This window comes from Thermostichus sp. OS-CIW-30 (assembly GCF_054060215.1).
Genome location: NZ_JBSSCZ010000019.1, coordinates 36,997 through 61,445, shown reverse-complemented (window position 1 = coordinate 61,445; position 24,449 = coordinate 36,997). Strand labels below are relative to the sequence as shown.

At 57.3% G+C, this 24,449-nt stretch carries 22 protein-coding genes and 1 tRNA gene; 6 read left to right on the top strand and 17 right to left on the bottom strand.

The genetic code is table 11. The features are described from left to right. Positions 1 to 22: 22 nt before the first annotated feature. From ACVWZF_RS09425 to ACVWZF_RS09370, 12 genes are all read right to left on the bottom strand, one after another. Positions 23 to 2,557: a dynamin family protein gene (locus ACVWZF_RS09425; protein ID WP_457411320.1), complete on the bottom strand. Its 2,535-nt coding sequence runs from the start codon at positions 2,555 to 2,557 to the stop codon at positions 23 to 25. 204 nt (positions 2,558 to 2,761) lie between these two features. After that, positions 2,762 to 2,834: transfer RNA gene (locus tag ACVWZF_RS09420), tRNA-Phe, on the bottom strand. Positions 2,835 to 2,893: 59 nt separating this feature from the next. Continuing rightward, positions 2,894 to 3,547: a Crp/Fnr family transcriptional regulator gene (locus tag ACVWZF_RS09415; protein WP_011434200.1), complete on the bottom strand. Its 654-nt coding sequence runs from the start codon at positions 3,545 to 3,547 to the stop codon at positions 2,894 to 2,896. 116 nt (positions 3,548 to 3,663) lie between these two features. Beyond that, positions 3,664 to 3,795 carry a hypothetical protein gene (locus ACVWZF_RS09410; protein ID WP_414383525.1) on the bottom strand — a complete coding sequence of 44 codons (132 nt, stop codon included), beginning with the start codon at positions 3,793 to 3,795 and terminating at the stop codon, positions 3,664 to 3,666. 46 nt (positions 3,796 to 3,841) lie between these two features. Continuing rightward, entirely contained in the window at positions 3,842 to 5,437 is a 1,596-nt protein-coding gene (locus ACVWZF_RS09405; protein ID WP_457411326.1) for a bifunctional aminoglycoside phosphotransferase/ATP-binding protein, read from the bottom strand. 75 nt (positions 5,438 to 5,512) lie between these two features. Beyond that, on the bottom strand, positions 5,513 to 6,082 hold the full coding sequence (locus ACVWZF_RS09400; protein WP_011434203.1) for a hypothetical protein: 570 nt from the start codon (positions 6,080 to 6,082) through the stop codon (positions 5,513 to 5,515). A gap of 33 nt (positions 6,083 to 6,115) precedes the next feature. Next, positions 6,116 to 7,117 (bottom strand): zinc-dependent alcohol dehydrogenase family protein, encoded by a 1,002-nt coding sequence (locus ACVWZF_RS09395; RefSeq protein ID WP_011434204.1) that lies wholly within the window; start codon positions 7,115 to 7,117, stop codon positions 6,116 to 6,118. Positions 7,118 to 7,546: 429 nt separating this feature from the next. Further along, complete coding sequence (locus tag ACVWZF_RS09390; RefSeq protein WP_011434206.1) at positions 7,547 to 8,461, bottom strand: coiled-coil domain-containing protein; 915 nt, start codon at positions 8,459 to 8,461, stop codon at positions 7,547 to 7,549. Between the two features lie 331 nt (positions 8,462 to 8,792). Then, on the bottom strand, positions 8,793 to 10,193 hold the full coding sequence (locus ACVWZF_RS09385) for an AtzE family amidohydrolase (protein ID WP_457411318.1): 1,401 nt from the start codon (positions 10,191 to 10,193) through the stop codon (positions 8,793 to 8,795). Then, positions 10,190 to 10,378: a DUF4089 domain-containing protein gene (locus tag ACVWZF_RS09380; RefSeq protein ID WP_011430915.1), complete on the bottom strand. Its 189-nt coding sequence runs from the start codon at positions 10,376 to 10,378 to the stop codon at positions 10,190 to 10,192. Before ACVWZF_RS09380 ends, ACVWZF_RS09385 begins: the two co-directional genes overlap by 4 nt. 71 nt (positions 10,379 to 10,449) lie before the next feature. Then, the gene (locus ACVWZF_RS09375) at positions 10,450 to 11,082 is read right to left on the bottom strand and encodes a hemerythrin domain-containing protein (RefSeq protein WP_011434208.1); all 633 of its coding nucleotides are present in this window, start codon (positions 11,080 to 11,082) and stop codon (positions 10,450 to 10,452) included. A gap of 154 nt (positions 11,083 to 11,236) precedes the next feature. After that, on the bottom strand, positions 11,237 to 12,103 hold the full coding sequence (locus ACVWZF_RS09370; RefSeq protein ID WP_011434209.1) for a tRNA (5-methylaminomethyl-2-thiouridine)(34)-methyltransferase MnmD: 867 nt from the start codon (positions 12,101 to 12,103) through the stop codon (positions 11,237 to 11,239). Between the two features lie 124 nt (positions 12,104 to 12,227). On the opposite strand from ACVWZF_RS09370, the gene accD reads away from it, so the two are divergent. The 3 genes from accD to ACVWZF_RS09355 all read left to right on the top strand — a co-directional run bounded on the left by accD (position 12,228) and on the right by ACVWZF_RS09355 (position 14,613). Continuing rightward, positions 12,228 to 13,172 carry an acetyl-CoA carboxylase, carboxyltransferase subunit beta gene (gene accD, locus ACVWZF_RS09365; RefSeq protein WP_011434210.1) on the top strand — a complete coding sequence of 315 codons (945 nt, stop codon included), beginning with the start codon at positions 12,228 to 12,230 and terminating at the stop codon, positions 13,170 to 13,172. A gap of 239 nt (positions 13,173 to 13,411) precedes the next feature. Beyond that, the gene (locus tag ACVWZF_RS09360) at positions 13,412 to 13,807 is read left to right on the top strand and encodes an STAS domain-containing protein (RefSeq protein ID WP_238376804.1); all 396 of its coding nucleotides are present in this window, start codon (positions 13,412 to 13,414) and stop codon (positions 13,805 to 13,807) included. Positions 13,808 to 13,908: 101 nt separating this feature from the next. Beyond that, on the top strand, positions 13,909 to 14,613 hold the full coding sequence (locus ACVWZF_RS09355; RefSeq protein WP_414415895.1) for a class I SAM-dependent methyltransferase: 705 nt from the start codon (positions 13,909 to 13,911) through the stop codon (positions 14,611 to 14,613). A gap of 75 nt (positions 14,614 to 14,688) precedes the next feature. Here the strand turns inward: ACVWZF_RS09355 and ACVWZF_RS09350 are convergent, their stop codons facing one another. Beyond that, positions 14,689 to 16,869 carry an NAD-binding protein gene (locus tag ACVWZF_RS09350; protein ID WP_457411317.1) on the bottom strand — a complete coding sequence of 727 codons (2,181 nt, stop codon included), beginning with the start codon at positions 16,867 to 16,869 and terminating at the stop codon, positions 14,689 to 14,691. A 457-nt stretch (positions 16,870 to 17,326) separates the two neighbouring features. Here ACVWZF_RS09350 and ACVWZF_RS09345 point away from each other — a divergent pair, with 457 nt between their 5' ends. The 3 genes from ACVWZF_RS09345 to ACVWZF_RS09335 all read left to right on the top strand — a co-directional run bounded on the left by ACVWZF_RS09345 (position 17,327) and on the right by ACVWZF_RS09335 (position 20,706). After that, positions 17,327 to 18,373 carry a Fe(3+) ABC transporter substrate-binding protein gene (locus ACVWZF_RS09345; protein ID WP_011434214.1) on the top strand — a complete coding sequence of 349 codons (1,047 nt, stop codon included), beginning with the start codon at positions 17,327 to 17,329 and terminating at the stop codon, positions 18,371 to 18,373. A gap of 173 nt (positions 18,374 to 18,546) precedes the next feature. Further along, a complete protein-coding gene (locus ACVWZF_RS09340; protein WP_187147242.1) occupies positions 18,547 to 18,912 on the top strand; it encodes a hypothetical protein in 366 nt (121 codons plus the stop codon). A gap of 93 nt (positions 18,913 to 19,005) precedes the next feature. Next, positions 19,006 to 20,706, top strand: coding sequence for an ABC transporter permease (locus ACVWZF_RS09335; protein WP_011434216.1), 1,701 nt, complete (start codon positions 19,006 to 19,008; stop codon positions 20,704 to 20,706). A 5-nt stretch (positions 20,707 to 20,711) separates the two neighbouring features. On the opposite strand, the gene ACVWZF_RS09330 is transcribed toward ACVWZF_RS09335, so the two are convergent. From ACVWZF_RS09330 to ACVWZF_RS09315, 4 genes are all read right to left on the bottom strand, one after another. Then, on the bottom strand, positions 20,712 to 21,656 hold the full coding sequence (locus tag ACVWZF_RS09330; protein WP_011434217.1) for a F0F1 ATP synthase subunit gamma: 945 nt from the start codon (positions 21,654 to 21,656) through the stop codon (positions 20,712 to 20,714). A 61-nt stretch (positions 21,657 to 21,717) separates the two neighbouring features. Further along, positions 21,718 to 23,238: a F0F1 ATP synthase subunit alpha gene (gene atpA / locus ACVWZF_RS09325; protein ID WP_011434218.1), complete on the bottom strand. Its 1,521-nt coding sequence runs from the start codon at positions 23,236 to 23,238 to the stop codon at positions 21,718 to 21,720. Positions 23,239 to 23,282: 44 nt separating this feature from the next. Continuing rightward, on the bottom strand, positions 23,283 to 23,831 hold the full coding sequence (atpH, locus tag ACVWZF_RS09320; protein WP_011434219.1) for an ATP synthase F1 subunit delta: 549 nt from the start codon (positions 23,829 to 23,831) through the stop codon (positions 23,283 to 23,285). 20 nt (positions 23,832 to 23,851) lie between these two features. Then, positions 23,852 to 24,415 carry a F0F1 ATP synthase subunit B gene (locus ACVWZF_RS09315; protein WP_011434220.1) on the bottom strand — a complete coding sequence of 188 codons (564 nt, stop codon included), beginning with the start codon at positions 24,413 to 24,415 and terminating at the stop codon, positions 23,852 to 23,854. Between the last annotated feature and the right edge of the window lie 34 nt (positions 24,416 to 24,449).

Genomic DNA, 24,449 nt, shown 5'->3' with positions numbered 1-24,449 from the left:
CCAAAAACAAAGACAAGCCGCTCTATCTCAAATCATCGAGAATGCTATCCAACTCTGGAAAACTCTCGTCTATGGGTGTAGAACGACCAAGAGCGACTGCTTCGCTTGCATTGCTGTCACCTACTTGCTGTTCAGGAAGACTTGCCAAAATTTGAACTGACTCACCAACAGAGGAAGGTTCAGGACGAGTAATCAAGGGCAGCATCTCACGATTGAGGCCCAAAGCTTGCAGGCAGAGGTTGATCCTAGAAACAGCTTGGTTGTACTTGTCTATGCTTGCCTCCAGTTCTTTCAGCCGCTGTTGGTTAAGCGCAATTTTCTCTTCAGCCTCTTTTCTGAGAGTTGCTTCCATGAACTGCTTTGCTTCTGGGTACTTTTGCAAAATCTCATCGGCTACTTGCTTGGCAACCGGCAATAGCTGAGTTTTTAGAGTATTGTTGGTCTCTTGTCGGAAGCTAGAACGCACTGTCTGGCTAATTTTCGGCTCAAAGTCAAGCTTGAGTAATTGTCGGATTCCAGGCTCTGCGTCGCGAATAGCAGAGATGTCATAAGATTGGCTGGTTTGCTTTAGGACTTCTCGAAACTGGTAGATCGAGAATGTTCCTTCGTCGTAGAAGCGGGGACTTTCTCTGAGGTAGCGGTCGCACTCTTTTCGGGCACCATTGACAAGAGAACTCAAAGTTACCTCCTTAACCAAATGAAGCTTTTTCTCCAAGTCCCCATCGGATCCCAGTAGGCGAAACAACTGCCTGTAGTAGCTCGAGCTGCGAACTTCATCAACAAGGCGACGAAAGAAGTTCTCTACAAGCGTGCTGGCTGATTCTACCAGGATGTCCTCTAGATGGTTGGACAAATAATAAAAGGCTTCGACCAATACAGCTAAAAATGGAGCTGTGGAGTTGCGGGGACGAATGCGAACGGCTTGACTGTAAACATTGTCCAACGAAAAAGTATCCAAAAGCTCATCTAGCCTCCGTACCATCCTAGTCTTCAATTTATGGAAATCGTTCTCAAATTCTTTGTTTTCTCCGTTAATAACTTTATTGACTACTGTCTGGATATGCTCGTCAAACTCTCGGCCAATACTGGCTAGCTGCTGATTGATCAGCGTCAGCTCATAGGAAATCATGCTGTCAATCTCTTTGGGCTGGCTATCAATGTCTCGGTAGAGATCTAGATAGGACTTCCTCATCTCGATGCAGAGAGGTTGCAAATCATCGGCCAGCGCGGAAAATAGCTGTGGCCGCTTTTCTTCCGTTAAGTAACGAGTGATCCCAGCCCGAAAGTCTTCAATACCGCTATCTTTAATCATATACTCAATCAAAGGTTTTCCCCACTCCCTCAGAATCCGAACGTAGTTATTTATGGGTGTGTCGTACCCATGTACAGAAGGGCGGAACGGGGATCCAACCAACCTACCTGACGTGCAGTACTTATTAAACTCGCTGACAAACTGGGGCGTTTCTTCCTCACCACCCAATTCTTTGATGCTTTCTGAAAAGATTGTATCCAGTCCAAATCGATCCTCGGGGGTAGTTGCCTTGATCTGGGAACCATAGAAGCCGAGAAGGCCGCTTGTCTTAAATACGCGGAGTTGACGAAACTGCTGGTCGATAATGTTTTCTAGTCTATGCTTTAGTTGTGCGTTGTACCAAGTCTCATCAATCCGGTTAAACACATAGAAGACGCGATCCCTGATGCTGTCATTACCTTGAATGTGTTCAATAAGTTCTGTCTCTTCCTTGGTCAGCTCACCCGTTGCAGCACACTTGAGAACGCAAACAACTGCGGACGTATCCGGATCGGCAATTTTTCGATAAGTACGCTCTGCATCCGCTTTGACTGGAGCATCGATCCCAGGAGTATCGACAATAACGTTTCCATCTTCCAGCAAGGGGTGGTGGCAATAGTATTCCACCTTTCGCAAAACTGCGCTATTGGCACCGCGCCGGGCAAAACCCGCAGCTTCCCTTAGGTTGCCGAAGTTGAGCTGCTCCATCGAGAAGACTTTGTTCTCGGTAGGGTGAATTTTGTCCCGGTTCTGCTGGAAACCTGTAATCAACAAGCGGAGGGCATCCGCCTGCTTCGCCCGCTCTGACTTGCTTTTGCCTCCCTCCTGCTGAATAATAGCCTCAGCACGCTCCTTCAGGGGATTCAGTGCAGTGTCTTCCAGCCTGCTGAGTGACGGAGCCAAGTTTAGGAAAGCGCAGAAGGCGGTCATCTGTTCTTGCACTTCCTGCTCGCTAAGAAAAGTGAGCACTACCCTCTCCGCATTTGGCTCTGCGTAGGCGATGTAGCACTCTGTCCCTGTGGCGTGCCCTTCGGCGCTGTAGAGAAGCTCTCTTTCTAAGAGGGCATTGATTAGCATAGACTTGCCAGCACTGAAAGCACCGGCAAAGACAATCTCGAAGGTTGGAGAAATAGCTTTGCTGAGGGAAGCTTGAATCCGAGTGGTATCTTGCTTGCCTGAAAAAGTGGAATCCTGATGCCAGAGTTGCAGGATAGCTTCAACCTGCTCTTTCAAGTTCTCACACTGAGGCAGGAGCTTTACAGACATAAGAGAGCAATCTCCACAGAGGCTGCCGGGATTATAACTTGCCTATGCTTGAGGTGAGGATTCCTACAACAATTTTCTTCAGTCCCGGAGCTGTGTGGCTATATGTGCATACACGTGAAGAGAGAAGAGCAGAACTCCCCAGACCGACATAGCAAAAAGGCTTAGGTCGTTGACCCAAGCCCGCCTCAGCATACTCATACCAGATGCCAGGAACCAGACTTGAACTGGTGACACGAGGATTTTCAGTCCTCTGCTCTACCAACTGAGCTATCCCGGCTCTGGACCCACTATCTTACGATGTCGAGGGGGGTTTTGACAACTGGTGGCGCCCCCAATTTAGCCAATCAATTTCTCCAAAGCCTCCATCTGGGGGATGCAGAGAACATCTCGGTTGCGATCCCGGCGGATCAGCTCCTCTTGCTCCAGCTTGGACAGGACGCGAGTGACCGTTTCCCGGGCTAGGCCACTGAGGCTGCTCAGCTCCCGATGGGGCAAGTTGGGGATCTCTACACCACTCCGGCTAACCCGGCCACGAGATTCGGCCAAGAACAGCAGGATATCGGCAACACGGGCCGTACTGCTGGCCTCGCGCAACTGCAGACGACGGTTGATCTGCCGTAAGCGGCGCGACATGAGCTGAGCAAGGCGGATGCCGGCCTGAGGATCAGAAGCCAAAAAAGCCAGGAAGTGTTGGGCCGACAGACAACTGACTTTGGTGGCTGTTAGGGCTACAACGTCGGTAGAACGAGGCGCTTCGTCCAAAGCAGCCATTTCCCCGAAGATTTCCCCTGGACCAAGAATGGTGAGGGTGATCTCCCGGCCTTCGAGATCATGGGTGCGAATCTTGACCCACCCTTCCAGGATGAAATAAACGGCGTTACCCCAGTCATTTTGTAACAAGATGGCCTGATTGACTGGGTGGGAGCGCAACGACATTTGCCCGGCCAGCGGCTCTAGCCTCTCAGGAGGAAAGCCCTCGAACAGGAGCATCAGGCGAAGGTCATCTGGAGTTACATCGCTCACTGTTGGATCCTCCTGCACGGGGTTGGTTCTGGTTGAGTGGGATGGGAAAAGGGTAGGCCTGGAAAGCCCCCCTGCTCCCCAGCCTACAGCCCGCCAGGGCGAACTGCGTAGCGATAGGGCAGGGCTTTAGACCCAATTTTTACCGCTACTTTGGAAAGGGATCCCTGCCCAAAAAAGCTGCTGCCATTCTCTAACCCAGAAACGGCAAAATCCATCTTGCTGATGTTAATTCTCTCGACTTTGTGCAGTTTGAGTCGAGATCTAGACCTGCTGAAGTTGAGATTGCCAATCTTGGCTGGTATCCAAAACCTTTAAAAAAGGCCGTTCCGACTCGGAAAAATCCTGCCAGTGCGCCTGCTGTTGGGAGAGCATCTCGGCGGTGGCATCAGCAATGTCGGCAGAGTGCTGCTGATCTCCATCGCTGCAGCCGGCTGGGGCCAAGAGGGGTTGAGGAGCTGGGCTGCGGCGTTGCAGGCGCTCCCGCAAAACAGGTTCAGGGGCGTAGCAGTGGAGGATGCGCAGTGGGATCCCTTGGCGTTGGGCCTGATCAATGGCCATCCCCCGCAGGGCTTGCCGGTCAAACTTGGCGTCCAGAATCACGGTGTAGCCTTCCTGGGCCAGCTCTACTCCCAACTGCACCAAGCGGCGGTAGGTTTTATCGGTCATCTCCGGGGTATAAACCTCCGGCCCCCCCCGTTGCCGCAGAGGGATCCCGGCCAAATGCTTGCGCACCGCATCGGAGCGAATGTGAATGGCTCCCCGCTGACGGGCCAAGTGGCGGGCTACCGTGCTTTTGCCGGATCCCGACAATCCCGACATCAGGAACAACTGCCCCCGCTTGGGGAGGGTGTATTCCCAGGCAAGACGGTAATAGCGGGCGGCGGTGCTAAAGGCTGTGGCCTTGGCTTCCTCTGCTGCAGTGGGATCCTCCAGCAAAAAAGAGGTGACCTTGGCCCGCACGTAGGCCTGCCGATTGAGGTAAATAGGCAAGATCTTCAACCCTTCCCAATCTCCGGTTTCTTCCAGGTAGGTGTTCAAATAGGCGTTTCCCAGATCGGGGCGATGGCGGGCATCCAGATCCATCACCCCATAGGATACGTCGTACATGACATCCACAAAGCGGAAGGCTTCGTTGAACTCGATGCAATCAAAAAGCAGGATCTTCCCTTCCCAAAAACAGATGTTGCCTAGGTGCAGGTCTCCGTGGCATTCACGAATGCGGTTTTGTTCTATTCTTTGTTGAAACAGCTCCTGCCGCTCAGCAAAAAAGCGATCGGTGTAGGCTTGGGTTTCTCGATATTGCTGAGCCGTTTGTGGGCCGCCGACGTAGCGCTGGGTTTGGGCGTAATTCTCGTCAAAGGCTTCTCGCACCCGTTCTGGCCGGCCAAAGCTGCGGATGTAATCGTTGGTCTCGGTTTGGGCGTGAAACCTCGCCACCACCCGCCCCAGCTCCTCCATCAAGGCCGGCGTTAGCTCTCCCCGCTCAAACAGGTTGCTGAACAGTTGCTCTTGGGGAAATTGCCGCATTTGCAGAGCGTATTCTATGGGCTCGCCGCTGCTGTTGAACTGAAATCGGCCATCGGTCTGGACAATGGGCAACACTTGCAGATAAAGGCCGGGAGCACCGCGCTGGTTCATGCGCAGCTCTTCTTGGCAAAAGTGGCGTCGCTTCTCCAGAGTGGTGAAGTTCAAAAAGCCAAAGTCCAAAGGCTTTTTCACTTTATAGGCATAGTCGCCTGTCAGCAGAATATAGGAAATGTGGGTTTGAATAAGCCGAATGGGATCCTGTACCGGATGAGGGTAGAAGGCGGGATCCAGCATCGCTTGGATCAAGGGGGGCAGGTGGGTATCGACCATGAAAAACGATAGAGATGGAAAAAGGGCTTGGACGGGGATCCCTATCTTCCGCCGACAGAGCAGATTGTCCTCCACCTATTCCTTAAAGGGCAAGGCGGCTTCTTGGGGGGAAAGACGGATGAGGCTGATCCCCTGCTGAATTAGCGTATCTTGAGCAGCGCTGGAAAGGGCGTAGGGCCAGACCAGATATTTGGTGTTGATGTAGTCTTGTCCGCGCTTGGCCAGGTTTACCTGTTCCGAGAGCATGCGCACGTCTGGCCCGCGGCTGATAGTGGCTTCGGCCCGGCGAATGCGCTGCATCAGTTGGCTGAACAGCTCTTGGGGCTGCTGCACAAACACCACAATGGCCAAGTCACAGGGGTTGTAATAGTTGCCGATGCCGCAGAGGAGCAGGGCTTCACTGGAGAGAACAAGGGTTTCTTGATCCCCCAGAGCCACCACCGGATACAGAAAGGTGCGCACATCTTCCAGTTGCCAGTGGTTGAAAGAACGGCTGTCCACCTCCCCCCGCACCCAAGAGGAGATGGCAGGAAAAACCGCTTCGCTCAACAGCCGATAGGCCGTTTGCGGTCGTCCCAGCCAGCAGAGGGCATTTTCGTAGAAGCTCTCGTTCTCCAGCAGGTGGGGGGTGAGAGGAGCAACCATGGGCAGATCCTCAACGGGCTTTCTCCAGCATGCCTACTCGGGGATGGTTAAGGCAATTTTGCCCAGAACGGATCCCTGCTCCAGCAACCGGTGGGCGGCAGCCGCTTCGGCCAGAGGAAAGGTGTGGCTGAGCTGGATCCGCAGTTGGCCTTGGTCGATGAGGCGGGCACATTGCCTGAGGATTTCCGCCTGATTTTGTTGGGCGTTGGTCAGGCTTTTCAGCATCGGGGTGAGCATCAGCTCAAATCCCACCCGCAAGTTGCGGTCGCGAGCCACCCGCCAGTCGATCTCTGGGGCCGGGGCCAGCAGGGTGACGATATCTCCGTACACGCGCACTGCGGGGAAGGTCTGCTCCAATAGCTTGCCGCCCAAGGTATCTAGGGCAAGATCCACCCCCTCTCCCCCTGTCCAGTCCAAAACGGCGCGCACAAAGTCTGTCTGCCGGTAGAAGATGGGCAAGCCGGCGCCTAGGGAATGGACAAACTCTGCCTTTTCCGGGGTGCTCACGGTGGTGGCCACTTTGGATCCCCGTAGACGGGCCAGTTGAATGGCCACATGGCCAACTCCACCCGCTCCCCCGTGGATGAGCACACTTTGGCCGGCCTGGAGACGCCCCCGGTCGTAAAGCGCTTCCCAGGCGGTGATCAGCACCAGCGGGGCAGCAGCAGCCTCCGCAAAGCTCAGAGTTCTGGGCTTGGGAGCCACAAAACGCTCGTCCACCACGATCAGCTCGGCGTAATTCCCCGCCTGCCTGCCCAGACCCCCGTGGCAGAAGTACACCTCGTCTCCCACTGTAAAGTGCCTAACTCCGGATCCCACGGCTTCCACAACGCCGGCACCGTCACACCCCAAAATGGCGGGCATCTCCTCTGGATAGAAGGTGCCCCGTTGCCGCAGTTTGGTGTCGATGGGGTTGACGCCGGCTGCCCTCAGACGGATGCGCAGCTCCCGCTCGCCGCGAATTTGGGGCTCAGGTACTTCTCGGAGCTGCAGAACCTCTGGCCCGCCGGGCACACTCATGACTACGGCTTTCATGCGCTCAAGTTGTCAGCTTCAGTTGGGTTGGCCCGCTCAAAGGATGCAGGGTAGAGTTTGTTCTGGTGATGAGAAGATGGGCATCTCCCCATTGGGGTGTTGCTTTGCAACCCTGCGGAGTCTTGCAGCTGCTCTCTAGCCTATTTTAGCTAAACCGCCGGGAAGCCCCGCGCTGTATGCGCAGGGTCAACATACCCACGCAAAACCGAAGCCGTCACCCCACTCCATGAAGCAATAAAAAGGCTAGTGACTAGTGACTAGTCACTACGCACTACTCTACAGGGCGGTGGGGCATCCCGTCCTTTTCGCGTCAGCGGGACGTAGTCCTTAAGCTCAGGAAATGTCTGAAGCGATAGCAGGGGTCACTGAGAAGCCCGCGCTGTGTGCGTAGCAACCCTGCGGGAAGCTAGCTACAGCGTCGGGAGTATGTCACGCAGCCTGCGACTTCATGGGCTCCGAGCAGGCCAAAATGAACTGAATGAACTGGTCGATCTCCAGCAGAATGTGTTCCGCCTCGGCCAGAGAGGTCGGTACGGTTGCCAGCACCTGGGCATCTACTTCTGCAGCCTGCCCCGCTTCTCGCAAGAGGTTCATCGAGTTATGGCTGAGCAGGAGCTCCAGCTCGTTCAGGGTTACCATGGCCAGCTGCTCCTCGGCTTGATGGAGCTTATTTTGCAAAGTCTGAACTTGTTCGGTTTGCACCTTCAGCCTAGCTTCCGCCTGCTCAGCGCGAGATACAGCCAGTTGTGCAGCTTGCTGGGCCTCATCCCGCTGAGCTTTCAGGAAGGCCATCTCTTGCTCCAATTGTGCCAATCGCTCTTGCAGGCTGTAAATGTGCTGATCCCGGTCTCCCAAAGCTCGCTCCAGCTCGCGATTTCGAGCCTCCATCTGCTGACGAGCTTCGTTCGCTTGGGCCAGCTGTTCCGCCAAGTTTGCCATTTCCTCTTCCATGTTGGTGAGCCGACTCAAGCGTTCCAAAACCTGAGCATTTTCGGCTTCCAGTTTCTCAATCAGCGCTTGAGCGCTCAACAGTTCTGCTTTGGTAGAGTCCAGCTCGCCGCAGACTTGGTCGTAGTTGGCGATTAGCTCGCCAAGCCGGGCCTCTTTGGCTTGCAGTTCTTCTCGCAAGGAGTTCATCCAGCGGTCGCTCTGCTCAATCCGCTGTTGCAAGAGCGGCAGTTGAACCAGAGCTTGTTGGGCAGCACTGAAATAGCCAAGGAGTCGTTTGATGTAGTGCTGTAGGCGGCTGTGGGACTGATCCAATTTGTCGAAGGCTTCGTTGAGAGAGAGATAGGCCTCGCACAGTTTCATGTAGCGCCGAGCCACAGAATCAGGATGATCCATAGGGTTATAGAGTCCAGGTGGGGGTGCCGTGTCTATTTTATGCTGTTCATTCTATTGGCCAAGCCTGGAGAAGGAGGCATTTGATACAACAACTGGGGGCTTAATTTTACTTTAATATCCGGTGCCCCAATCTCTCTTGCGAGCCAAGGCCAAAGAGTCTGCCCAAATCCAGCTTCAGACATTGCCCACGGGCCATACGGAGACTAGAGCTTCTCCCCCAAGGCAATCATTCTCTTGACCGCAAAATGTTTATCTACACATTTAGTGTCTACAAGAGGATGCCCGCGAGTCCTAACGCTAGATACGCTGCAAAAGCAGGGCTCTTCATGGCTCAGACCGGCTGGGCATCGGGGATCCCTAGCTTCTCCAAATAGGCGGCTGCCCGCAGCAGTTTGGCTTCTTGATAGGGGGCGGCCACCAGTTGTACGCCAAAGGGCAGGGATCCGCTCTCGCGCAACGGCACTGAAAGCACCGGCAGGCCGATAAACGAGAGGGGCTGAGTGTAGAGGCCGAGGTTGGGCCGAGTGAGAACCTCTACCCCATCGATCACCATCTTCTCTTGGCCAAGTAAGGGGGCAGAGCAGGGGGTGGTGGGGGCAATGAACAGATCGATCTCCTGAAAAATGGTCTGCACCTGCTGGCGGTACCAGCGGCGAAAGCGCTGTGCCTGCAAGATCCAACTGGCGGGCAGCAAAGCTCCGGCCAAAAAGCGATCCCGGGTGGCCGGGTCAAAGTCGTGGGGGCGAGTTCGCAGGTTGGGCAAGTGCAGGTTGGCTCCCTCGGCAGCCGTGATCAGGAAGGCGGCGGCGCGGGCGCGCTGGGCTTCCGGGATCCGCACAGTCTGGCGGGCCCCCAGGGCTTGGGCCACCTTTTCTACCCCGGCCAAGATGGGGGGCTCTGCCCCTCGGGCAAAGTAATCATCCGCCACCGCGATGCGCAAGCCCTCGATCCCCTGCCCCAATTGCCCAAAGGTGGGATCTACAGGACGCCGGGTACAGACGGGATCTTGGGGATCCGGCCCTTGCATGACATCGAAGCTGAGGGCAATATCGGCCACCGAACGGGCCAAGGGGCCCACGTGGTCAAAGCTGGCGGCAAACAGAGCCACCCCTGCCCGCGACAGACGGCCATAGGTGGGCTTGAGGCCGTAGACGCCACACAAAGAGGCCGGTACCCGAATCGAGCCGTTGGTGTCGCTGCCCAGGGCAAGGGGCACCAAACCTCCTGCCACCGCTGCTGCCGAGCCGCCGGAGGATCCCCCCGCACTGCGGTTGAGATCGTGGGGGTTGTGGGTGGGGCCGTAGTGGCTGTTTTCGGTGACGAAGCCGTAGGCGTACTCGTCCATGTTGAGGGTGCCCACCAAGATTGCCCCTGCCTGCTTGAGACGAGCCGCCACCGTTGCATCTTGGATGGCCGGGGGATTCTCGCGGTTGATCGCCGAGCCAGCCAGGGTGGTGAGGCCGGCCACGTCAAATAAGTTCTTGACGGCAAAAGGCACCCCTGCCAACGGGCCTACAGGGATCCCTTGAGCCACCTGTCGATCCACCTGCTCCGCCGCTTGTAAGGCCGATTCCTCCAAGACAGCTGTAAAGGCATTGAGCTGGGGATCCCGCCGGCGAATCCGCTCCAGACAGGCGGCCACCACCGCTTGGGCGCTCACGGATCCCTGGCGGACAGCCCTGGCAATAGAGACCGCGTCGGCGCTGCCGAGAAGATGGGGATCCCCGGTCATGGCTGAGGGTCAAAGGTGGGATCTGGCTCAACTATCGGCGGCAACGGGAACTCCAGCACCTGTTGAGCAATGGGCAGAAAGCGGGCAAAATTTTCGATCACCCCTGCTCGGTGTTCAGGATGCAGGGGCAGTTGCAGCAGTTGGGCCATTTGATCGACGTAGGTTTCGGGATCCCAGGGCTGCATGGTTTTGGGGTCAGGGAGCCGATTGCAGCAAAAATACCACCACTAGCCTCCAACAACAAGACCGTCGTCGACTAGGGAGCGGACATTTGCACAGTGTTGCCCTGCAGCGACCAGAGACGCTCGTTGGGCAAGACAGGGCGGGTTATCGCCTGCCGTTCCAGCTCATTCAAAGCAACGCGACGGCTATGTGCAGAGCGATTGGAAGCAGCGCTGGCTTGCAGGCGTTTGCGGAACAGACGCAACTGCTGCTGCTCTGCTTCGGGAGAAACATGCTGGGCAAAGAGGGGATGCAAGATTTTCTCCTCCTGATCAAACTGAGCCCGCAATTGCCGATAGAAGTGAAGGGCAGCAGAAGGATCCACCTGCTGCGGGGTGCGCTCTGATTGGTGCAAAAAGCGCGTCAGCTCTGGAATCTGATCCCGCAGATGTTGCTCCAGCCGCTCAATTTGGTCGCTAAGGTGGGGATCCCCCTGGAGAGCCGACCTGAGCAGGGGGTAGAGAACATGGCGCTCCAGTTGAATGTGGCGGGAGAGGCGCTGTCGCAACCTTTGTACACAGAGGCGTCGCTGCTCCAGATCCAACTCCGGCGCTCGAGACAGGCGAGTCAAAAACTGCAGGATGACGCGGTGCTGTTCAGCACAGAGGGCGATCAGCGTACCGGCAGAGGTTGCTCGCGTCAGCGGGAGGGACTCCTCAGAAGACATGGCAGTTGACAGCAGAGAAGTTTCATCTCAGCTTAACTTTGTCAAGAAATGATGGCCTGCGTAAGGGTACGGGAATAGCGCAGGTGTCTTGGATACACTCGGGCAGCAATCCTGGGAAAAGTTGTCCAGATCTGAACTCCGGCAACGCCACTCTCTAGGCTTGCACAGGCCAGCGGCGTTTCCAAGCAGAAGTGGGCTCCAAAGGGGATCCCTGCTGTTCCCGTTGGCGTTGCAGACGGATTTGCGCTCTATCTCCTTTCAAGGTGGGATCCCGGTAGGGCACGGCAGCGCGAGTTTTCAGGTGCTCCCACTCCATGGGGGAAAGAGGCGGCAGGTGGTCAGGTTGGGGCGAGGCCACTGTCCCCGGCCAAGGACGACCTACCGGGGGGGTAGAGCCGATGAAAAGCCCTGCTTCCAACAGAGCCGCTCGCACCGCCGCTGCACAGGAATAGGTGGCCAAAATGCCGGTTGGTCGCATCCGTTCAGCCACGGCCCGCAGGAAATCCACCGTCCACAGCTCTGGGCAAACCGAAGGGGAGAAGGGATCCAAAAACACCGCATCTGCCCATCCCAACGGCACCTGCATTAGAGTTTGGCGGGCATCGCCCCACAGCAGCGTTCCGCGCCAGCGCTCCGATTGCCAGGATCCCTGTTCAATCCAGTGTTGCCATTCTTGCCCAAAGCTCCAGTCGGATCCCACCCCCGCCTGCCAAGCCTGGCGAGGCACTTCCGGGGATCGCTCTAGGCCGATTACTTCTACAGAACAGTGGGGCCGGATTTGCCAAATGGTTTCTAGGGCAAGGCCGGAGTTGTAGCCCAAGCCAAAGCAAATATCCAAAAGGCAAATGGGCTGGGCGGGATCCCGCTCCAAAGGCAGCCGATCCAGCCGGCAAGGGCGGACAAACTTCTCCAAAGCCTCCTGGGCGGCACCACTGACGTTGTGAAAAGCCTGTCCAAACTCTTCCGAGAAAAAGGTCAGGGATCCATCCCCTGTGGTCAGCACCTGCCACCGAGTCTCCATTGCCTGCTGTTGTCTCTATTTTCAGTTGGGCGATTCTTTGATAGCTTGAGAACGTTGAGATGTGTTTCGCAGCTCACCGGCAGGGCTCTCAACATCCCTGAGTAGGGAGGATATTTCAACAGCTATGTCTCTACTGGATTGGTTTGCGGAGCGGCGCAGACAAACCTCTCTGAACCTGACAGGTAGCAGCCCCTTCGACAAAGAGCGTCAGGTGAGAGAAATTGCCGATGGCCTCTGGCAAAAGTGTCCTGCCTGTGACACCCTGACCTACACAAAGGATCTGCAGCAAAACTGGCAAGTTTGCCCCAGCTGTGGGCATCACCACCGCATTACAGCCCCAGAGCGTCTGGAACAGCTTTTGGATCCCGGATCCTGGCAGCCCCTGGACGAACACCTGGCTCCCACGGATCCCCTGCACTTTTTCGACCAAAAGCCCTACTCCGAGCGCTTGGCCACCTACCAGGAGCGCACCCAGCTCAAGGATGCCGTCCTGACAGGGCTGGGAAGCCTGGAAGGGATCCCGGTGGCGATTGGAGTGATGGACTTTCGCTTCATGGGCGGCAGCATGGGCTCGGTGGTAGGCGAGAAGATCGCCCGCCTCACGGAACGGGCCACCTGCGATCACCTGCCCTTGATCCTCTTTTCGGCTTCGGGGGGAGCCCGCATGCAGGAAGGGATCCTCAGCCTGATGCAGATGGCCAAAACCTCAGCCGCCCTACAAAGGCACCGCGACGCCAGACAATTGTTCATCTCCGTGCTCACCCATCCCACCTATGGCGGGGTAACTGCCAGCTTTGCCATGCTGGGAGATTTGATCCTGGCCGAGCCAGGCGTGCAGGTGGGGTTTGCCGGGCCGAATGTAATCGAGCAAACCATTGGCAAGGGCAAGCTTCCCGAAGGCTTCCAAACCGCCGAATATTTGCTGGCCCAAGGGCTCATCGACGCGATTGTGCCCCGCACCGAGTTGCGCAAGCGCCTGGCCCAGTTGCTCTCCATGCACCGTCCCCGTTTGCACATGTCCCTTCCCTCCATAGACTCGGAGGCTTTAACCCTGCAGCCCATGCTGTAGGTAGATCTGGCTGGAACCTGAGATGGGTGGCCGAGGCCGGATCCCTTCCCTGCGGGGGATGGAGTTCCTGCTAAGCTCTGGGGCGGCTCTTACTTCATGGGTTTACACGGCTTCCCTCTGGCTTGTTGGGAGAGGAGCTGGGGGCGAGAGGGCAGATGTTTTTGGAGGGAGCCGCGCTGTCCCTGGGGATCTTCACAAGATTTCCTGGTGGGCGGTAGCGGATGGTGTTAAGGTGGGGCATGAGGTCTTCACTGGAAACGATGGATTTCAAGCTGCGCATCCGTACTGCTGAGACTCCGCAAGGGCAAAAACTGGCAATTGTGCCCCTGGAAGGTCGTTTTGACGCCAAGGCCGCCTCAGAAGTTCGGCAATTGCTCCAGCAGGTTTTAGATTTCGGTTACACCAATATGTTGATCGATATGTCGTCGGTCACTTTTATGGACAGCTCTGGGCTGGGGGTGTTGATCTCTGCTTTGCGCAAGTGCCGTGCTGCTGGGGGCAACCTCAGCCTCTGTTGCGTGCCGGAAAATGTGGCCCTCGTCCTCAACCTCACCTCTATGGAAAAGGTATTGACCTGCTTTAGCGACCTGGAGACCGGCATTGCCAACTTTTCCAGCGCTCCCACTGCTCGTTAGGCCGACATTAGGCCTTACTTTTGGGGATCCCCCGATGCTCTTTTCAGCCCATCAGCGAATTCTGGTGATCCCTCTAGCAATTTTCTCAACAATCTTCAGCCATGCCCCAGACCGGCCTCGATACCTTTCAGCTTCTCTACCAGCACCACCGTGGCCCCAGCTTCTGCGAGCGCATGGTGGCGACGGCTCCTGGGCGCTTTAACGAGGCGTTTTGGCAGTTCTGGCAGATGCACATCGAGCCCTGTCTGCCTCCTGCACCGCGCTTGTTGGATCTGGGAACCGGGCCGGGGTTTGCTCTAGGTCAGTGGGCGCAACGCTATCCCGGAGGACACTTCATCGGGGTGGATGTGATGCCCTACATGTTGGAGCGAGCGGCGGCAGATTTGAAGGGGATCCCTGGAATCCAGCTGCTGCAGGCCGACCTGCACGACCCTCACTTGCCGCTTGCGGCCAACAGCATCGATGCAGCTCAGGCAGTGGTGGTGTTGCACGAGATGGTGCAGCCCTTGCGCTTGTTGCAGGAGGTGTTGCGTCTACTCAAGCCGGGGGGGCGATTTTTGCTGGTGGATTGGGTGCGCGCCCCGCTCAGCCTCTACTTCGATGCCGATACAGAGGCCCAACTCTTCCAGTCGGACACGCCTTTGGAAACGCTGCTGGATCAGTTTACCCACTTCTACGAGCACAATCGCTTCAGCGCCGAAGACCTGGTGTGGTTGCTGGAGAAGGTGGGTTTCGCAGTGGTGGCTCAGCAGCTCTACAACCAAAATCGCTTTGTGCGACTTGCAGCCGAAAAGCCTATCTCCTGAATGTCCAACTGCCCATAACGAGATGTTTTGGACTACGGAGTGCAGAATAGACCAATAAACAGAACAGTGTCCAAATCAATTCAGATTACTCTCGCTATTTTCGTTCATGGCTGCAGGGATCCAATGGGCAGGCTGCGCCTGGGCAAACACCTGCACTTCAGTGCTCATCTTGCGCAGTTGGCGGGCTAACTTGATTGCCTTGTCGCGGGGAAGGGGTGGGCTCACCACCGCCGGCAGACAGCCCAATAGGGGTTTCAGGGCCGTTTTGGGCAGGCGTGCGTAGAACGATAAAGCCGAGAGGATCTCCTCTTCAAAATAGGGGTTGCGATACTCTAGGAGGCGCACCTGATACAGCTCTGGGGGAAGAGGCCGTCCTTGGGTTAAGCGAATCAGGGATTCCACCGTTCCCATCACATAGAGTTGATCGCCTTCTTTCAACAGGGTCTTGCCCTCTTTTTGCCAGATCTTGGGAAAAACACAGGGTTTCCCCGGTCGGGAGCGATGCAGCAAGATCACCAGGTCATAGTCCTGGGCCAGTTGGCGCAAGGATAGCCCCAGGTAGTGGCAATCGGCCGAGACCTCCAGCAGTGTCACCAGCAGAGTTTCCCCCTGCCAAGCCAGGGTGCCGTAGACGGATCCCACCAGTGCTGCGGTGGCAAAAGCCCGTGCCCCCAGCCCGGTAGCGCTGTAGCTGATCCCCAGGGTCTGCATGTGGCGCTGCATGCGAGCCGCCAATTCGGGATCGGTAACCCGCAAAATGGTGCGGATCCCCGGCTGCAGGCTGTGGGCCGTCAGGGCCGTCTCCAGGTTGGTGAGATCGTCAGGGGTGGTGCAGATCAGGCAGCGGCTGCCCTGAATGCGAGCCTGTTGCAGCGTGCTTGCCAGGGCGTAATCCCCACGAATCACCACTGCCCCCTCCCGTTCCGCCGCCTCCAAGAGAGGGTTCTCGCTATTGGGATCCACCACCACCACCTCGTAGCCCATCTGCCGCAACAACTGCAGCACCAAATAGCTCAGCCGCCCCAACCCTGCGATCACCACATGATCCTCTTTGGGCATACGGGCAGCCCGACCCAAGCCAAAGCGACTGCTCACCAATTTGTCGGTCACCAAGCCGTAAATCAACCCCACCAGGGCAGCCCCCACCAAGGTCATCATCACCGCCAGCACCTTCACCCCCAGCGGTGTTTCCGGCTGTTGAAAAGCCTCAATATCCCCGTAGCCCCCTGTCAGCACCACGATCGTCAGCAAAAGTCCATCGATGAGGGGTTTGCCGATCATCCTGAAGTTGATCACCCCCAGCACCAGCATGGCCCCCAAGGTGAAGGTGAGGGTGCGCACGATGGGCTTGACCTGTAGGAGTCCCTGCACTCCTCTGCGCAACCAAGACCCAAGGGATCCCCGCCCCAACGACCTGCCTTGCCGTTGTTGTCGCTTATCCTGCACCTGTTCGCTGGCCCAGCGCTGCGCCCGTGAGGAGCCCCGTCGCCCGTTGCGTTCCAGCAGTTGCAGGTAGGCTCTGGGATCGCAAATGACCAAAACGCGATCCCCCTCCAGCAGCTCTGCCTCGTGGTCAAAGTCGTCGAAAACTCGCTGTTTGGAAAAGTTAGAAAGCCCATCCACCGGGTAATGAAACAGCACCCGCGCCCCAAAAGTTTCCTCCAGCTCCGAGAGGGGCATATGCAGCAGGCGGGAGTTGTATCCGATGGTCAGCTCTACCACGTTCCAGAGGGTGGTCTCTCGGTCTGAGACAAAGTAAGCCGGATCTGCCAGCTCTGGCGGAAGCGTGGCCGGCTGGGCTTCCAGCTGGGGCAGCTCAAAGTAGCCAACAAATTCGTCGGAAACAGCCTTAAGGGCAAAAGCCGGGGCAGCCAAAGCCGCCACCGATAGGGAAAAATGCTGCGGCAAAACCGAGTCGAGATAGCGGGCAAGGCTGTGGTTGAACAGACGGGAGACGACACGCACCTGTGGATTGAGATCTCGAATCAGCAAAGCCAGCTCGAAATTGGCTTGGTCGCTGTCCTCCAGGAGCAGCGCCACCCTAATCCGCTCGATCCCAGCCCGCTGCAACACCCCCGGCTGGCGGGGATCCGCCTGTAGGTATTGCCACTGCTCTTCCAAATGAGGGGGCAGATCGGGAGCAACTACTACAGCGCGATGTCCAAAAGCTTCTAGGGCTTGGAGAGTGAGCTCCACCAAATCGTTGTAGCCGCAGACCAGGATAGAGACACCTGGATCCCTGCTATTCTCTTGCACCTGTGCATGAGGCGATCTCGAAAGGGAGCTCACCATAGCTCTGTCATCTACCCTGCTCCCTTTATACCCGAAGCCTCTTCAGCTTTCGCGAGTGCTGTCAATACCGCTGACCGCAAAGCCCTGGGTAGAGACCCGTTGCTCAACAAGACCGGCTGCGTTGCTGGCCATCTCAGGCGCTGTCGAGGACAAGGGGAAGCCACCCAGTTTCATCCCAAAGGGTGAGAAGTGAGAACAACTCCCAAGAGCTTGACCTGGTACTTGAGATCTCCTATCATTGCCTCAAGGCAAAGTTCTTGAATAAAAGTCTCAATAAGGTTGGCCCAAGATAAGAGCCAACAGAGTGAGGCTTGCGGGGACTGTCTTTGTCCTTTGGGCTTGGCTTTCCGGTGCTTTCTCAGAGAGAGCCTGGCCGGTGGAGCTGTGTCTCTTGAGATGTTTTTGAACTTAGGAGTTGGGTATGCGCTTATCGCGACGGCAATTTGTCAGTGGAGCCACGCTGGGTTCTGCGGCTCTGGCAGCAGGGTCTCTTCTGCGTCCGGCCCATGGCGCCAATCGGGAAGTGAACCTCTACACCTCGCGACACTACAGCACAGACGAGAAATTGTACGAACTTTTCCAGCAGAAAACGGGCATTACCGTGAATTGGGTGCAGGGCAAAGCCGATGAGATCATCGAGCGCATCCGCAGCGAGGGATCCAACAGCCCCGCCGACATCTTCATGACGGTGGATGTTGCCCGGTTGTGGCGGGCTCAGAACGAGGGCTGGTTTCAACCCATCCAGTCGGAGACGCTCTCCAAAAATATTCCCGAGTCTCTGCGGGATCCAGAGGGGTACTGGTTTGGCCTCACCAAGCGGGCGCGGGTGATCATGTACAACAAAGACAAGGTGGATCCCAAGGAGTTGTCCACCTATGAGGACTTGGCAAACCCCAAATGGCGGGGCAAGGTGCTCACCCGCTCCTCCAGCAACGTTTACAGCCAATCCTTGACGGCTTCGATCATCTTGGCCCACGGGATCCCGGAAACGGAGCAATGGGCCCGAGGCTTGGTGGCCAACTTTGCCCGTCCGCCGGAAGGGGGAGACATAGATCAGATCAAGGCCGTGGCCGCCGGGGTGGGAGACGTGGCTTTGGCCAACACCTACTATTTGCCGCGTTTGATCAAATCCGACAATCCAGAAGAGCGCGCCGTAGCCGAGAAAATCGGCGTCTTCTTCCCCAACCAGCAGGATCGTGGCACCCACGTCAACATCAGCGGGGCCGGCATTCTGAAAACAGCTCCCAACAAAGAAGCGGCCATCCAATTTTTGGAGTTTCTCTCCGGGCCAGAGGCGCAGGCCATTTTTGCCCAGAGCAACAATGAGTACCCGGTACTGCCTGGGGCTGAGATCGACTCGTTGGTGGCCAGCTTTGGCACCTTTAAGGAAGATACGATCAACGCTGCCAGCATTGGCCGCGTCACCCCTGATGCCCTAAAGGTAATGGATCGGGCCGGTTGGAAGTAGATCAGGCCTCCAGGACAGGCCCTGAGTGCAGCCTTTCATTGCTTGACGCCGTGAACGTTAAGCAGCTTGACGGTTCTTGGCCAAGCGTCGATACTCTAGGACGGCGTTGCTTCCGTTCGAGGCCGCTCAGGCGTCCTGTCTTTCTTTTTCAAAAGCTTCTGGAGGTTTGCCAAATGAAACAACTGCGAACAGCAGGCTTGTTCTTGCTCCTGCTTTCTTTAGCTTCTTTCTACACCAATAGCCCGGCAAAGGCAATTGAAAACCTTCCCGAAAAGGCTCCTGTTCCAAAGCGGGATCTGCTTTTGAACACAGAAAACAAAGAAGAAGTATTTGACATTATGTCGATCCCCAATTATCCCCACGACAAGCCCGAGGGGTTGGCCATTCTCAACTCAACTACCCTAGCGATAGTTAACGACGACGACTTTGGCATCGTCTCGGAAAAGGGCGCGGTTCAAGAAAAAACTATGCCTTACCTTGGTAACAAGCAAGACGAGAACATCGTTTATTTCGTTAAGCTGCCCAAGAGCTTGTTTTGAGAGAAAACTTGGTTGGGGATCCCTGGAGGATCCCCTTTTCTTCCCCAGGAGTTGCTCAAGAGGTAGCTCCCGCCTGTTGAGATGGACAAAGAGATGAGGTTGAAGTTGTTGAGCAAATCTCTGCCGGGAAGTGGCTTCTTTCCTCTGAACGGCTGGGCGCTTCTGACTCTGACCCTCAGCGGTCTCATTCTCGTTCCTGTCCTTACGGTGTTGCTCAGCCTTTTTGCGGACGAGCGGCAGGTTTGGGAGCACCTGGCCGATACGGTCTTGGGGCTTTATGTGCGCAATAGCCTGGTGATGATGGCAGGGGTGGCGGCGGGGGTCATCCTGGTGGGCAGTGGCACTGCCTGGCTGGTGACCATGTGTCAGTTTTGGGGGCGGGCCTGGCTGGAGTGGATGTTGGTGCTGCCCCTGGCGGCCCCCACCTATGTGTTGGCCTACGCCTACACCGATTTTTTGCAGGTAACCGGCGGTTTCCAGATCTGGCTGCGGCGGGTAACAGGTTGGGGGATCGGCGACTACTGGTTCCCTAACATTCGCTCGTTGTGGGGGGCGATCCTGCTGCTGATCCTCACCCTCTATCCCTATGTTTACCTCTCGGCCCGGCTGGCCTTTCAGGAGCAATCGGTGGCCTGCTTAGAGGTAAGCCGCTCCTTGGGCTACGGGCCTTGGGCCAGCTTTTTCAAGGTGGCTTTGCCGCTGGCCCGACCGGGGATCGTGGCCGGCTGTCTGCTGGCCTTGATGGAAACCCTCAACGATTTCGGCACCGTCAGCTATTTCGGGGTAGATACCTTTACAACCGGCATCTACCGCACCTGGACGGCCCTGGGCAATCTGGTGGCGGCGGCTCAGCTTTCGGCGCTGCTGTTGCTGCTGGTGTTGCTGCTGATAACGATGGAGCAGGTCTCCCGCCGGCGGGCGCGCTACTATCGCCAAGGGTTCAAACCCACCCCAACCCGTTACCGCCTACAAGGGATCCGGGCGGTGGGGGCTTGGCTAGCCTGTGGGATCCCGATTGGGCTGGGCTTCGTCGTGCCGGCCTTGATTCTGCTCAATATGACCCTGCGCCAGGGGGAGCTGGGTCGCCGCTTTTGGAGCTACGCCCAGAACAGCTTTCTGCTATCGACCATCACGGCTGTCATTGCCGTTTCCGTGTCGGTGGTGGTGCTGTACGGGCTGCGCATGCAGGGGCTAGGACGGGCGGGATCCCCGTGGGGCCTGCGGCTGGCAGTGCAGTTGTCTTCTCTGGGCTATGCGCTGCCTGGGGTGGTGATTGCAGTGGGGGTTCTGATTCCCCTAGGGTGGTTGGATCAACTGCTGAGCTACCTGCGGCAGGTGGTGCTGCAACAGCCACCTGGCCTGGTGATCAGTGGCACCCTCACGGCTTTGGTGTTCGGCTACCTGGTGCGGTTTTTGGCCGTTTCTTTGGCCACCGTTGAGGCCACGCTGCTGCGCATTCCCCCCAGTTTGGATGAGGCAGCCCGCAGCCTGGGACAGGGATCCCTGGGTACCCTCTGGCGGGTGCATTTGCCCTTGATGAGCGGTGGCCTCTTGGGGGCCATGCTGCTGGTATTTGTGGATGTGATGAAGGAGCTGCCGGCCACGATGGTGCTGCGGCCCTTCAACTTCGACACCTTGGCGGTGCAAACCTACCGCTTGGCAGCCGATGAGCGTCTCGCGGAGGCAGGGGCACCGGCTTTGGCCATTGTCTTAGTGGGGATTTTGCCGGTGGTTCTGCTCAACTCCCAGATGGCGCGGCAACGCAACCTCGGCTCCTCAGGGGATCTCCTTTGAGAACCCTACAAGGCCTCCGCTCCGGCCACCACCTCCAGGATCTCCTGGGTAATAGCCGCCTGGCGAGCTTTGTTGTAGGCAAGACCCAGCGTGCGAATGAGCTCGCTGGCATTGTCGCTGGCGTTGTTCATGGCCGTCATGCGAGCTGCCAATTCGCTGGCCGCCGCCTCCTGCAAGGCCCGTAGCAACTGGTTGTTCAGGTACAGCGGCAGCAGTGCATCCAAAATCTGCACGGGATCCTGCTCAAAGATCATGTCCTGAGGTGGGGCCGAGACCGCTGCGATGACTTTGCTGCGCTCGACAGTAAACTCTCCGCCCCGCACCAAAAGACGAAAAATTTCATCGTCTTGAGTGGCCAACCGCGACGGATCGAGGGGCAACAGGGATTGCACCACCGGACGGGAGCTGATCAAAGAGACAAAGCGGGTGTAGAGCAGCTCTACCTTGTCCACCTTCTCCGACAAGAAGGCCGCCAGGAGCTGATCCCCAATCTGGGCAGCCTCAGCCGCCGTGGGGATCTGCGACAAATTCACGTAGGTCTTGGCGATGGGAGCGGAGCGCCGCTGGAAATACTGCACCGCCTTGCGGCCCACCAGGTAAAGCTGCACCTGCTGCCCTGTCTCCTGCAGCTCGCGAACCCGCTCCTCGGTGCGCTTAATCACGTTGGCGTTGTAGGCTCCGCATAAGCCCCGATCCCCGGCCACCACCAACAGCCCCACCGTCTGGATGGGCCGCTGCTTCAGCAGAGGCAAGTTGACATCCTCCAGTCGCAGCCGCGTCTGCAGCCGATAGAAAACCTGGGCCAGTCGGTCGGCAAAGGGACGGGTGGCCATCACTTGCTCTTGGGCGCGCCGCACCCGAGCTGCTGCCACCAGCCGCATGGCCTCGGTAATTTTGCGGGTGTTTTTCACCGCCTTGATGCGATCGCGGATGCGCTTGAGGTTTGCCATAACCTACTCCCTCTATTTTGGTGGTCGACAGGGATCCGGGCCAGGAGAGATCCGCGTCACCCTAGGCCGCCTTGGCCACGAAGCTCTGCTTGAACTCTGTGATGGCCGTTTTCAAGATTTCTTCTGCCTCGTCGGTGAGCTGCTTGGTGGAGAGGACGATCTCGCCGTACTTGGGATGGGTGGTGCCCAGGTAAGCCAAAAGGCCCTGTTTGAAGCTGGAGACCTTCTCCACCGGAATGTCATCCAAATAGCCTCGCGTCCCCGCATAGATAATGGCCACCTGCTGATCCAGAGACAGGGGAGAGTACTGTGGCTGCTTCAGCAACTCCTGCAGCCGTTGGCCGCGGGCCAGTTGCTTTTGGGTAGCCTCATCCAGGTCAGAGGCAAATTGGGCAAAGGCCTCCAGATCGCGGTATTGCGCCAGTTCCACCTTGATGGAGCCAGCCACCTTTTTCATCGCCTTGGTCTGAGCTGCCGAGCCGACGCGGCTGACGGAAATCCCGACGTTGATGGCCGGGCGGATGCCAGCGTTGAACAGATCCGATTCCAAGAAGATCTGCCCATCGGTGATGGAGATAACATTGGTGGGAATGTAGGCCGACACGTCATTGGCCTGGGTTTCCACGATCGGCAGCGCCGTCATGGATCCCTCTCCCAGTTGGCTGCTCAGCTTGGCGGCTCGCTCCAATAGCCGCGAGTGCAGGTAGAACACATCCCCAGGATAAGCTTCCCGACCGGGTGGACGGCGCAGCAGCAGCGACATTTGCCGATAAGCCACCGCCTGCTTGGAGAGGTCGTCATAGACCACCAGGGTGTGTTTGCCCTGGTACATGAAGTATTCAGCAATGGTGGCGCCACAGTAGGGGGCCAGCCACTGCAACGGGGCCGGGCTATCGGCGCCGGCAGCCACCACAATGCTGTAGTCCATAGCCCCTCGCTCGGTCAGGATGCCCACCACCTGGGCGATGGTGCTCTGCTTCTGACCAATGGCCACGTAAATGCAGATCACATCCTGCCCTTTTTGGTTCAGGATCGTGTCCACCGCAACGGTGGTCTTGCCGGTTTGGCGGTCGCCGATGATCAGTTCCCGCTGCCCCCGCCCGATGGGGATCAGGGCATCGATGGCGGTAATGCCGGTTTGCAGGGGCTCGTACACAGAGCGGCGATCGACAATGCCAGGTGCCGGAGATTCGATCAGGCGAGACTCCGTACACTGGATCGGGCCTTTGCCGTCGAGGGGGTTGCACAGGGGATCCACCACGCGGCCCAAGAGGGCTTCCCCCACGGGGATGCTGGCGATTTTGCCCGTAGATTTGACGGTGGATCCCTCCTGGATATTTCGCCCGGAGCCGATCAGCACGGCACCGATGTTGTCTTCTTCCAGGTTGAGGGCAATACCGGTGGTGCCATCCTCAAATTCCAGCAGCTCGCTGGCCATCACCTTATCCAAACCGTAGATGCGGGCAATGCCATCCCCCACCTGCAGAACTGTCCCCACGTTGGAGACCTGCATTTCCTGGTTGTACTGCTCGATCTGCTGTTTGATGATGGTGCTAATCTCGTCTGGGCGAATGGTAGGCATAGCAGTCCTCTCAAGGTAACGGGAAGGGATCCTCAAAAAACAACTTAGGCCAACTGCAAGGCCAGCCGGCGCAACTGTCCACGCAAGCTGAGGTCGATCACCTGGGATCCAATCTTGATGACCACCCCTCCCAGCAGCTCCGGATCCTGAGTGGCTTGCAACTCCACACCGCTGGCCTGGGTGAAGTCCATCACCCGCTCGCGAATTGACTGCTGCTGAGCTTCCGTCAAGGGTATCGCCGTCGTCACCTCGGCCAGGACGATGTTCTGGAGCTTCCGCTGCAGATCCAAAAAGCGCCGGCAAACAGTCCCGAGAAACATGATACGGCGGCGGTCGGTCAACAACTTCAGCGCATTCAGCAGCAGAGGGTGGATCTGATCGGCAAATACTTGCTGCAGCAGGTTCTTTTTGGCCTCGGCCTTGATCACCGGGTTGGCGAGAAACTGGCCCAGCTCCGGCGTAGCCCGCAAAACCTCGGCAATAAAGCGCATATCGGCGGCAAAAGTGTCCAGCAATCCCTGGCCTGACCCAAGAGCAATGAGAGCCTCGGCATAGGGATCCACCACCTTCTCAGCCATTGTGCTGCTGATCATACCTTTCTCCTCCTTGAGAGTTAGCGGGCAATCATTTGGATCCCTTTCTCGATCAGGCTGCGGTGAACCTCTTCGTTGAGGTGCTGCGGCAACTCCTGCTCCACCTTGCTCAGGGCTTGGCGAACGATCTGCCGACGCAACTCCTGAAAAACCCGCTCCTGCTCGCTGGACAACTCTTTCTCAGCATTGGCCCGCAGCCGCTCCACTTCCCGCTCCGCCTGCTCCAACAACTCTTGCCGACGGGCTTCGGCGTTGGCTTCCGCCTGCTTGCGGATACGTTCAGCCTCCTGCTGAGCCTGGGCCAGCTTTTGCTGCTCCTCCGCCAGCCTCTCGATGGCTTCCCGCTTGCGCTGCTCCGCTTGCCGCAGTTCTTCTAGGATCCCCTCCCGCCGCTTGGCCAGGGCTTCTCCCACCACTTTGCGACCCAAGATAAACAGCAAGGTGAGAATGATCGCGATGTTGATCAGGTTGCTCTCGAGAATCTTGGCCAAGAGATCCCCCTCTCCTGCCTTGGCTTCTGGGAGTAGCTCCGTGGTCTCGGCCACAGCCAAGATCCAACCGGCCACCCAACTCCACACAGGCATCGCAAGCTCCTCCAAAAGTACTTCCAACCAGCGA

Excerpts from the sequence above, each read along its gene's own strand:
- atpH (WP_011434219.1), bottom strand. The coding sequence starts at position 23,831 with ATGATCAGCAGCACAATGGCTGAGAAGGTGGTGGATCCCTATGCCGAG.
- ACVWZF_RS09390 (WP_011434206.1), bottom strand. The coding sequence starts at position 8,461 with ATGGATCATCCTGATTCTGTGGCTCGGCGCTACATGAAACTGTGCGAG.
- ACVWZF_RS09405 (WP_457411326.1), bottom strand. The coding sequence starts at position 5,437 with ATGGTCGATACCCACCTGCCCCCCTTGATCCAAGCGATGCTGGATCCC.
- ACVWZF_RS09385 (WP_457411318.1), bottom strand. The coding sequence starts at position 10,193 with ATGACCGGGGATCCCCATCTTCTCGGCAGCGCCGACGCGGTCTCTATT.
- ACVWZF_RS09395 (WP_011434204.1), bottom strand. The coding sequence starts at position 7,117 with ATGAAAGCCGTAGTCATGAGTGTGCCCGGCGGGCCAGAGGTTCTGCAG.
- ACVWZF_RS09380 (WP_011430915.1), bottom strand. The coding sequence starts at position 10,378 with ATGCAGCCCTGGGATCCCGAAACCTACGTCGATCAAATGGCCCAACTG.
- ACVWZF_RS09360 (WP_238376804.1), top strand. The coding sequence starts at position 13,412 with ATGAGGTCTTCACTGGAAACGATGGATTTCAAGCTGCGCATCCGTACT.
- ACVWZF_RS09410 (WP_414383525.1), bottom strand. The coding sequence starts at position 3,795 with ATGGATTTTGCCGTTTCTGGGTTAGAGAATGGCAGCAGCTTTTTTGGG.
- ACVWZF_RS09345 (WP_011434214.1), top strand. The coding sequence starts at position 17,327 with ATGCGCTTATCGCGACGGCAATTTGTCAGTGGAGCCACGCTGGGTTCT.
- ACVWZF_RS09355 (WP_414415895.1), top strand. The coding sequence starts at position 13,909 with ATGCCCCAGACCGGCCTCGATACCTTTCAGCTTCTCTACCAGCACCAC.
- ACVWZF_RS09315 (WP_011434220.1), bottom strand. The coding sequence starts at position 24,415 with ATGCCTGTGTGGAGTTGGGTGGCCGGTTGGATCTTGGCTGTGGCCGAG.
- ACVWZF_RS09425 (WP_457411320.1), bottom strand. The coding sequence starts at position 2,557 with ATGTCTGTAAAGCTCCTGCCTCAGTGTGAGAACTTGAAAGAGCAGGTT.
- accD (WP_011434210.1), top strand. The coding sequence starts at position 12,228 with ATGTCTCTACTGGATTGGTTTGCGGAGCGGCGCAGACAAACCTCTCTG.
- ACVWZF_RS09340 (WP_187147242.1), top strand. The coding sequence starts at position 18,547 with ATGAAACAACTGCGAACAGCAGGCTTGTTCTTGCTCCTGCTTTCTTTA.
- atpA (WP_011434218.1), bottom strand. The coding sequence starts at position 23,238 with ATGCCTACCATTCGCCCAGACGAGATTAGCACCATCATCAAACAGCAG.
- ACVWZF_RS09335 (WP_011434216.1), top strand. The coding sequence starts at position 19,006 with ATGAGGTTGAAGTTGTTGAGCAAATCTCTGCCGGGAAGTGGCTTCTTT.
- ACVWZF_RS09370 (WP_011434209.1), bottom strand. The coding sequence starts at position 12,103 with ATGGAGACTCGGTGGCAGGTGCTGACCACAGGGGATGGATCCCTGACC.
- ACVWZF_RS09400 (WP_011434203.1), bottom strand. The coding sequence starts at position 6,082 with ATGGTTGCTCCTCTCACCCCCCACCTGCTGGAGAACGAGAGCTTCTAC.
- ACVWZF_RS09330 (WP_011434217.1), bottom strand. The coding sequence starts at position 21,656 with ATGGCAAACCTCAAGCGCATCCGCGATCGCATCAAGGCGGTGAAAAAC.
- ACVWZF_RS09415 (WP_011434200.1), bottom strand. The coding sequence starts at position 3,547 with ATGCTCCTGTTCGAGGGCTTTCCTCCTGAGAGGCTAGAGCCGCTGGCC.
- ACVWZF_RS09375 (WP_011434208.1), bottom strand. The coding sequence starts at position 11,082 with ATGTCTTCTGAGGAGTCCCTCCCGCTGACGCGAGCAACCTCTGCCGGT.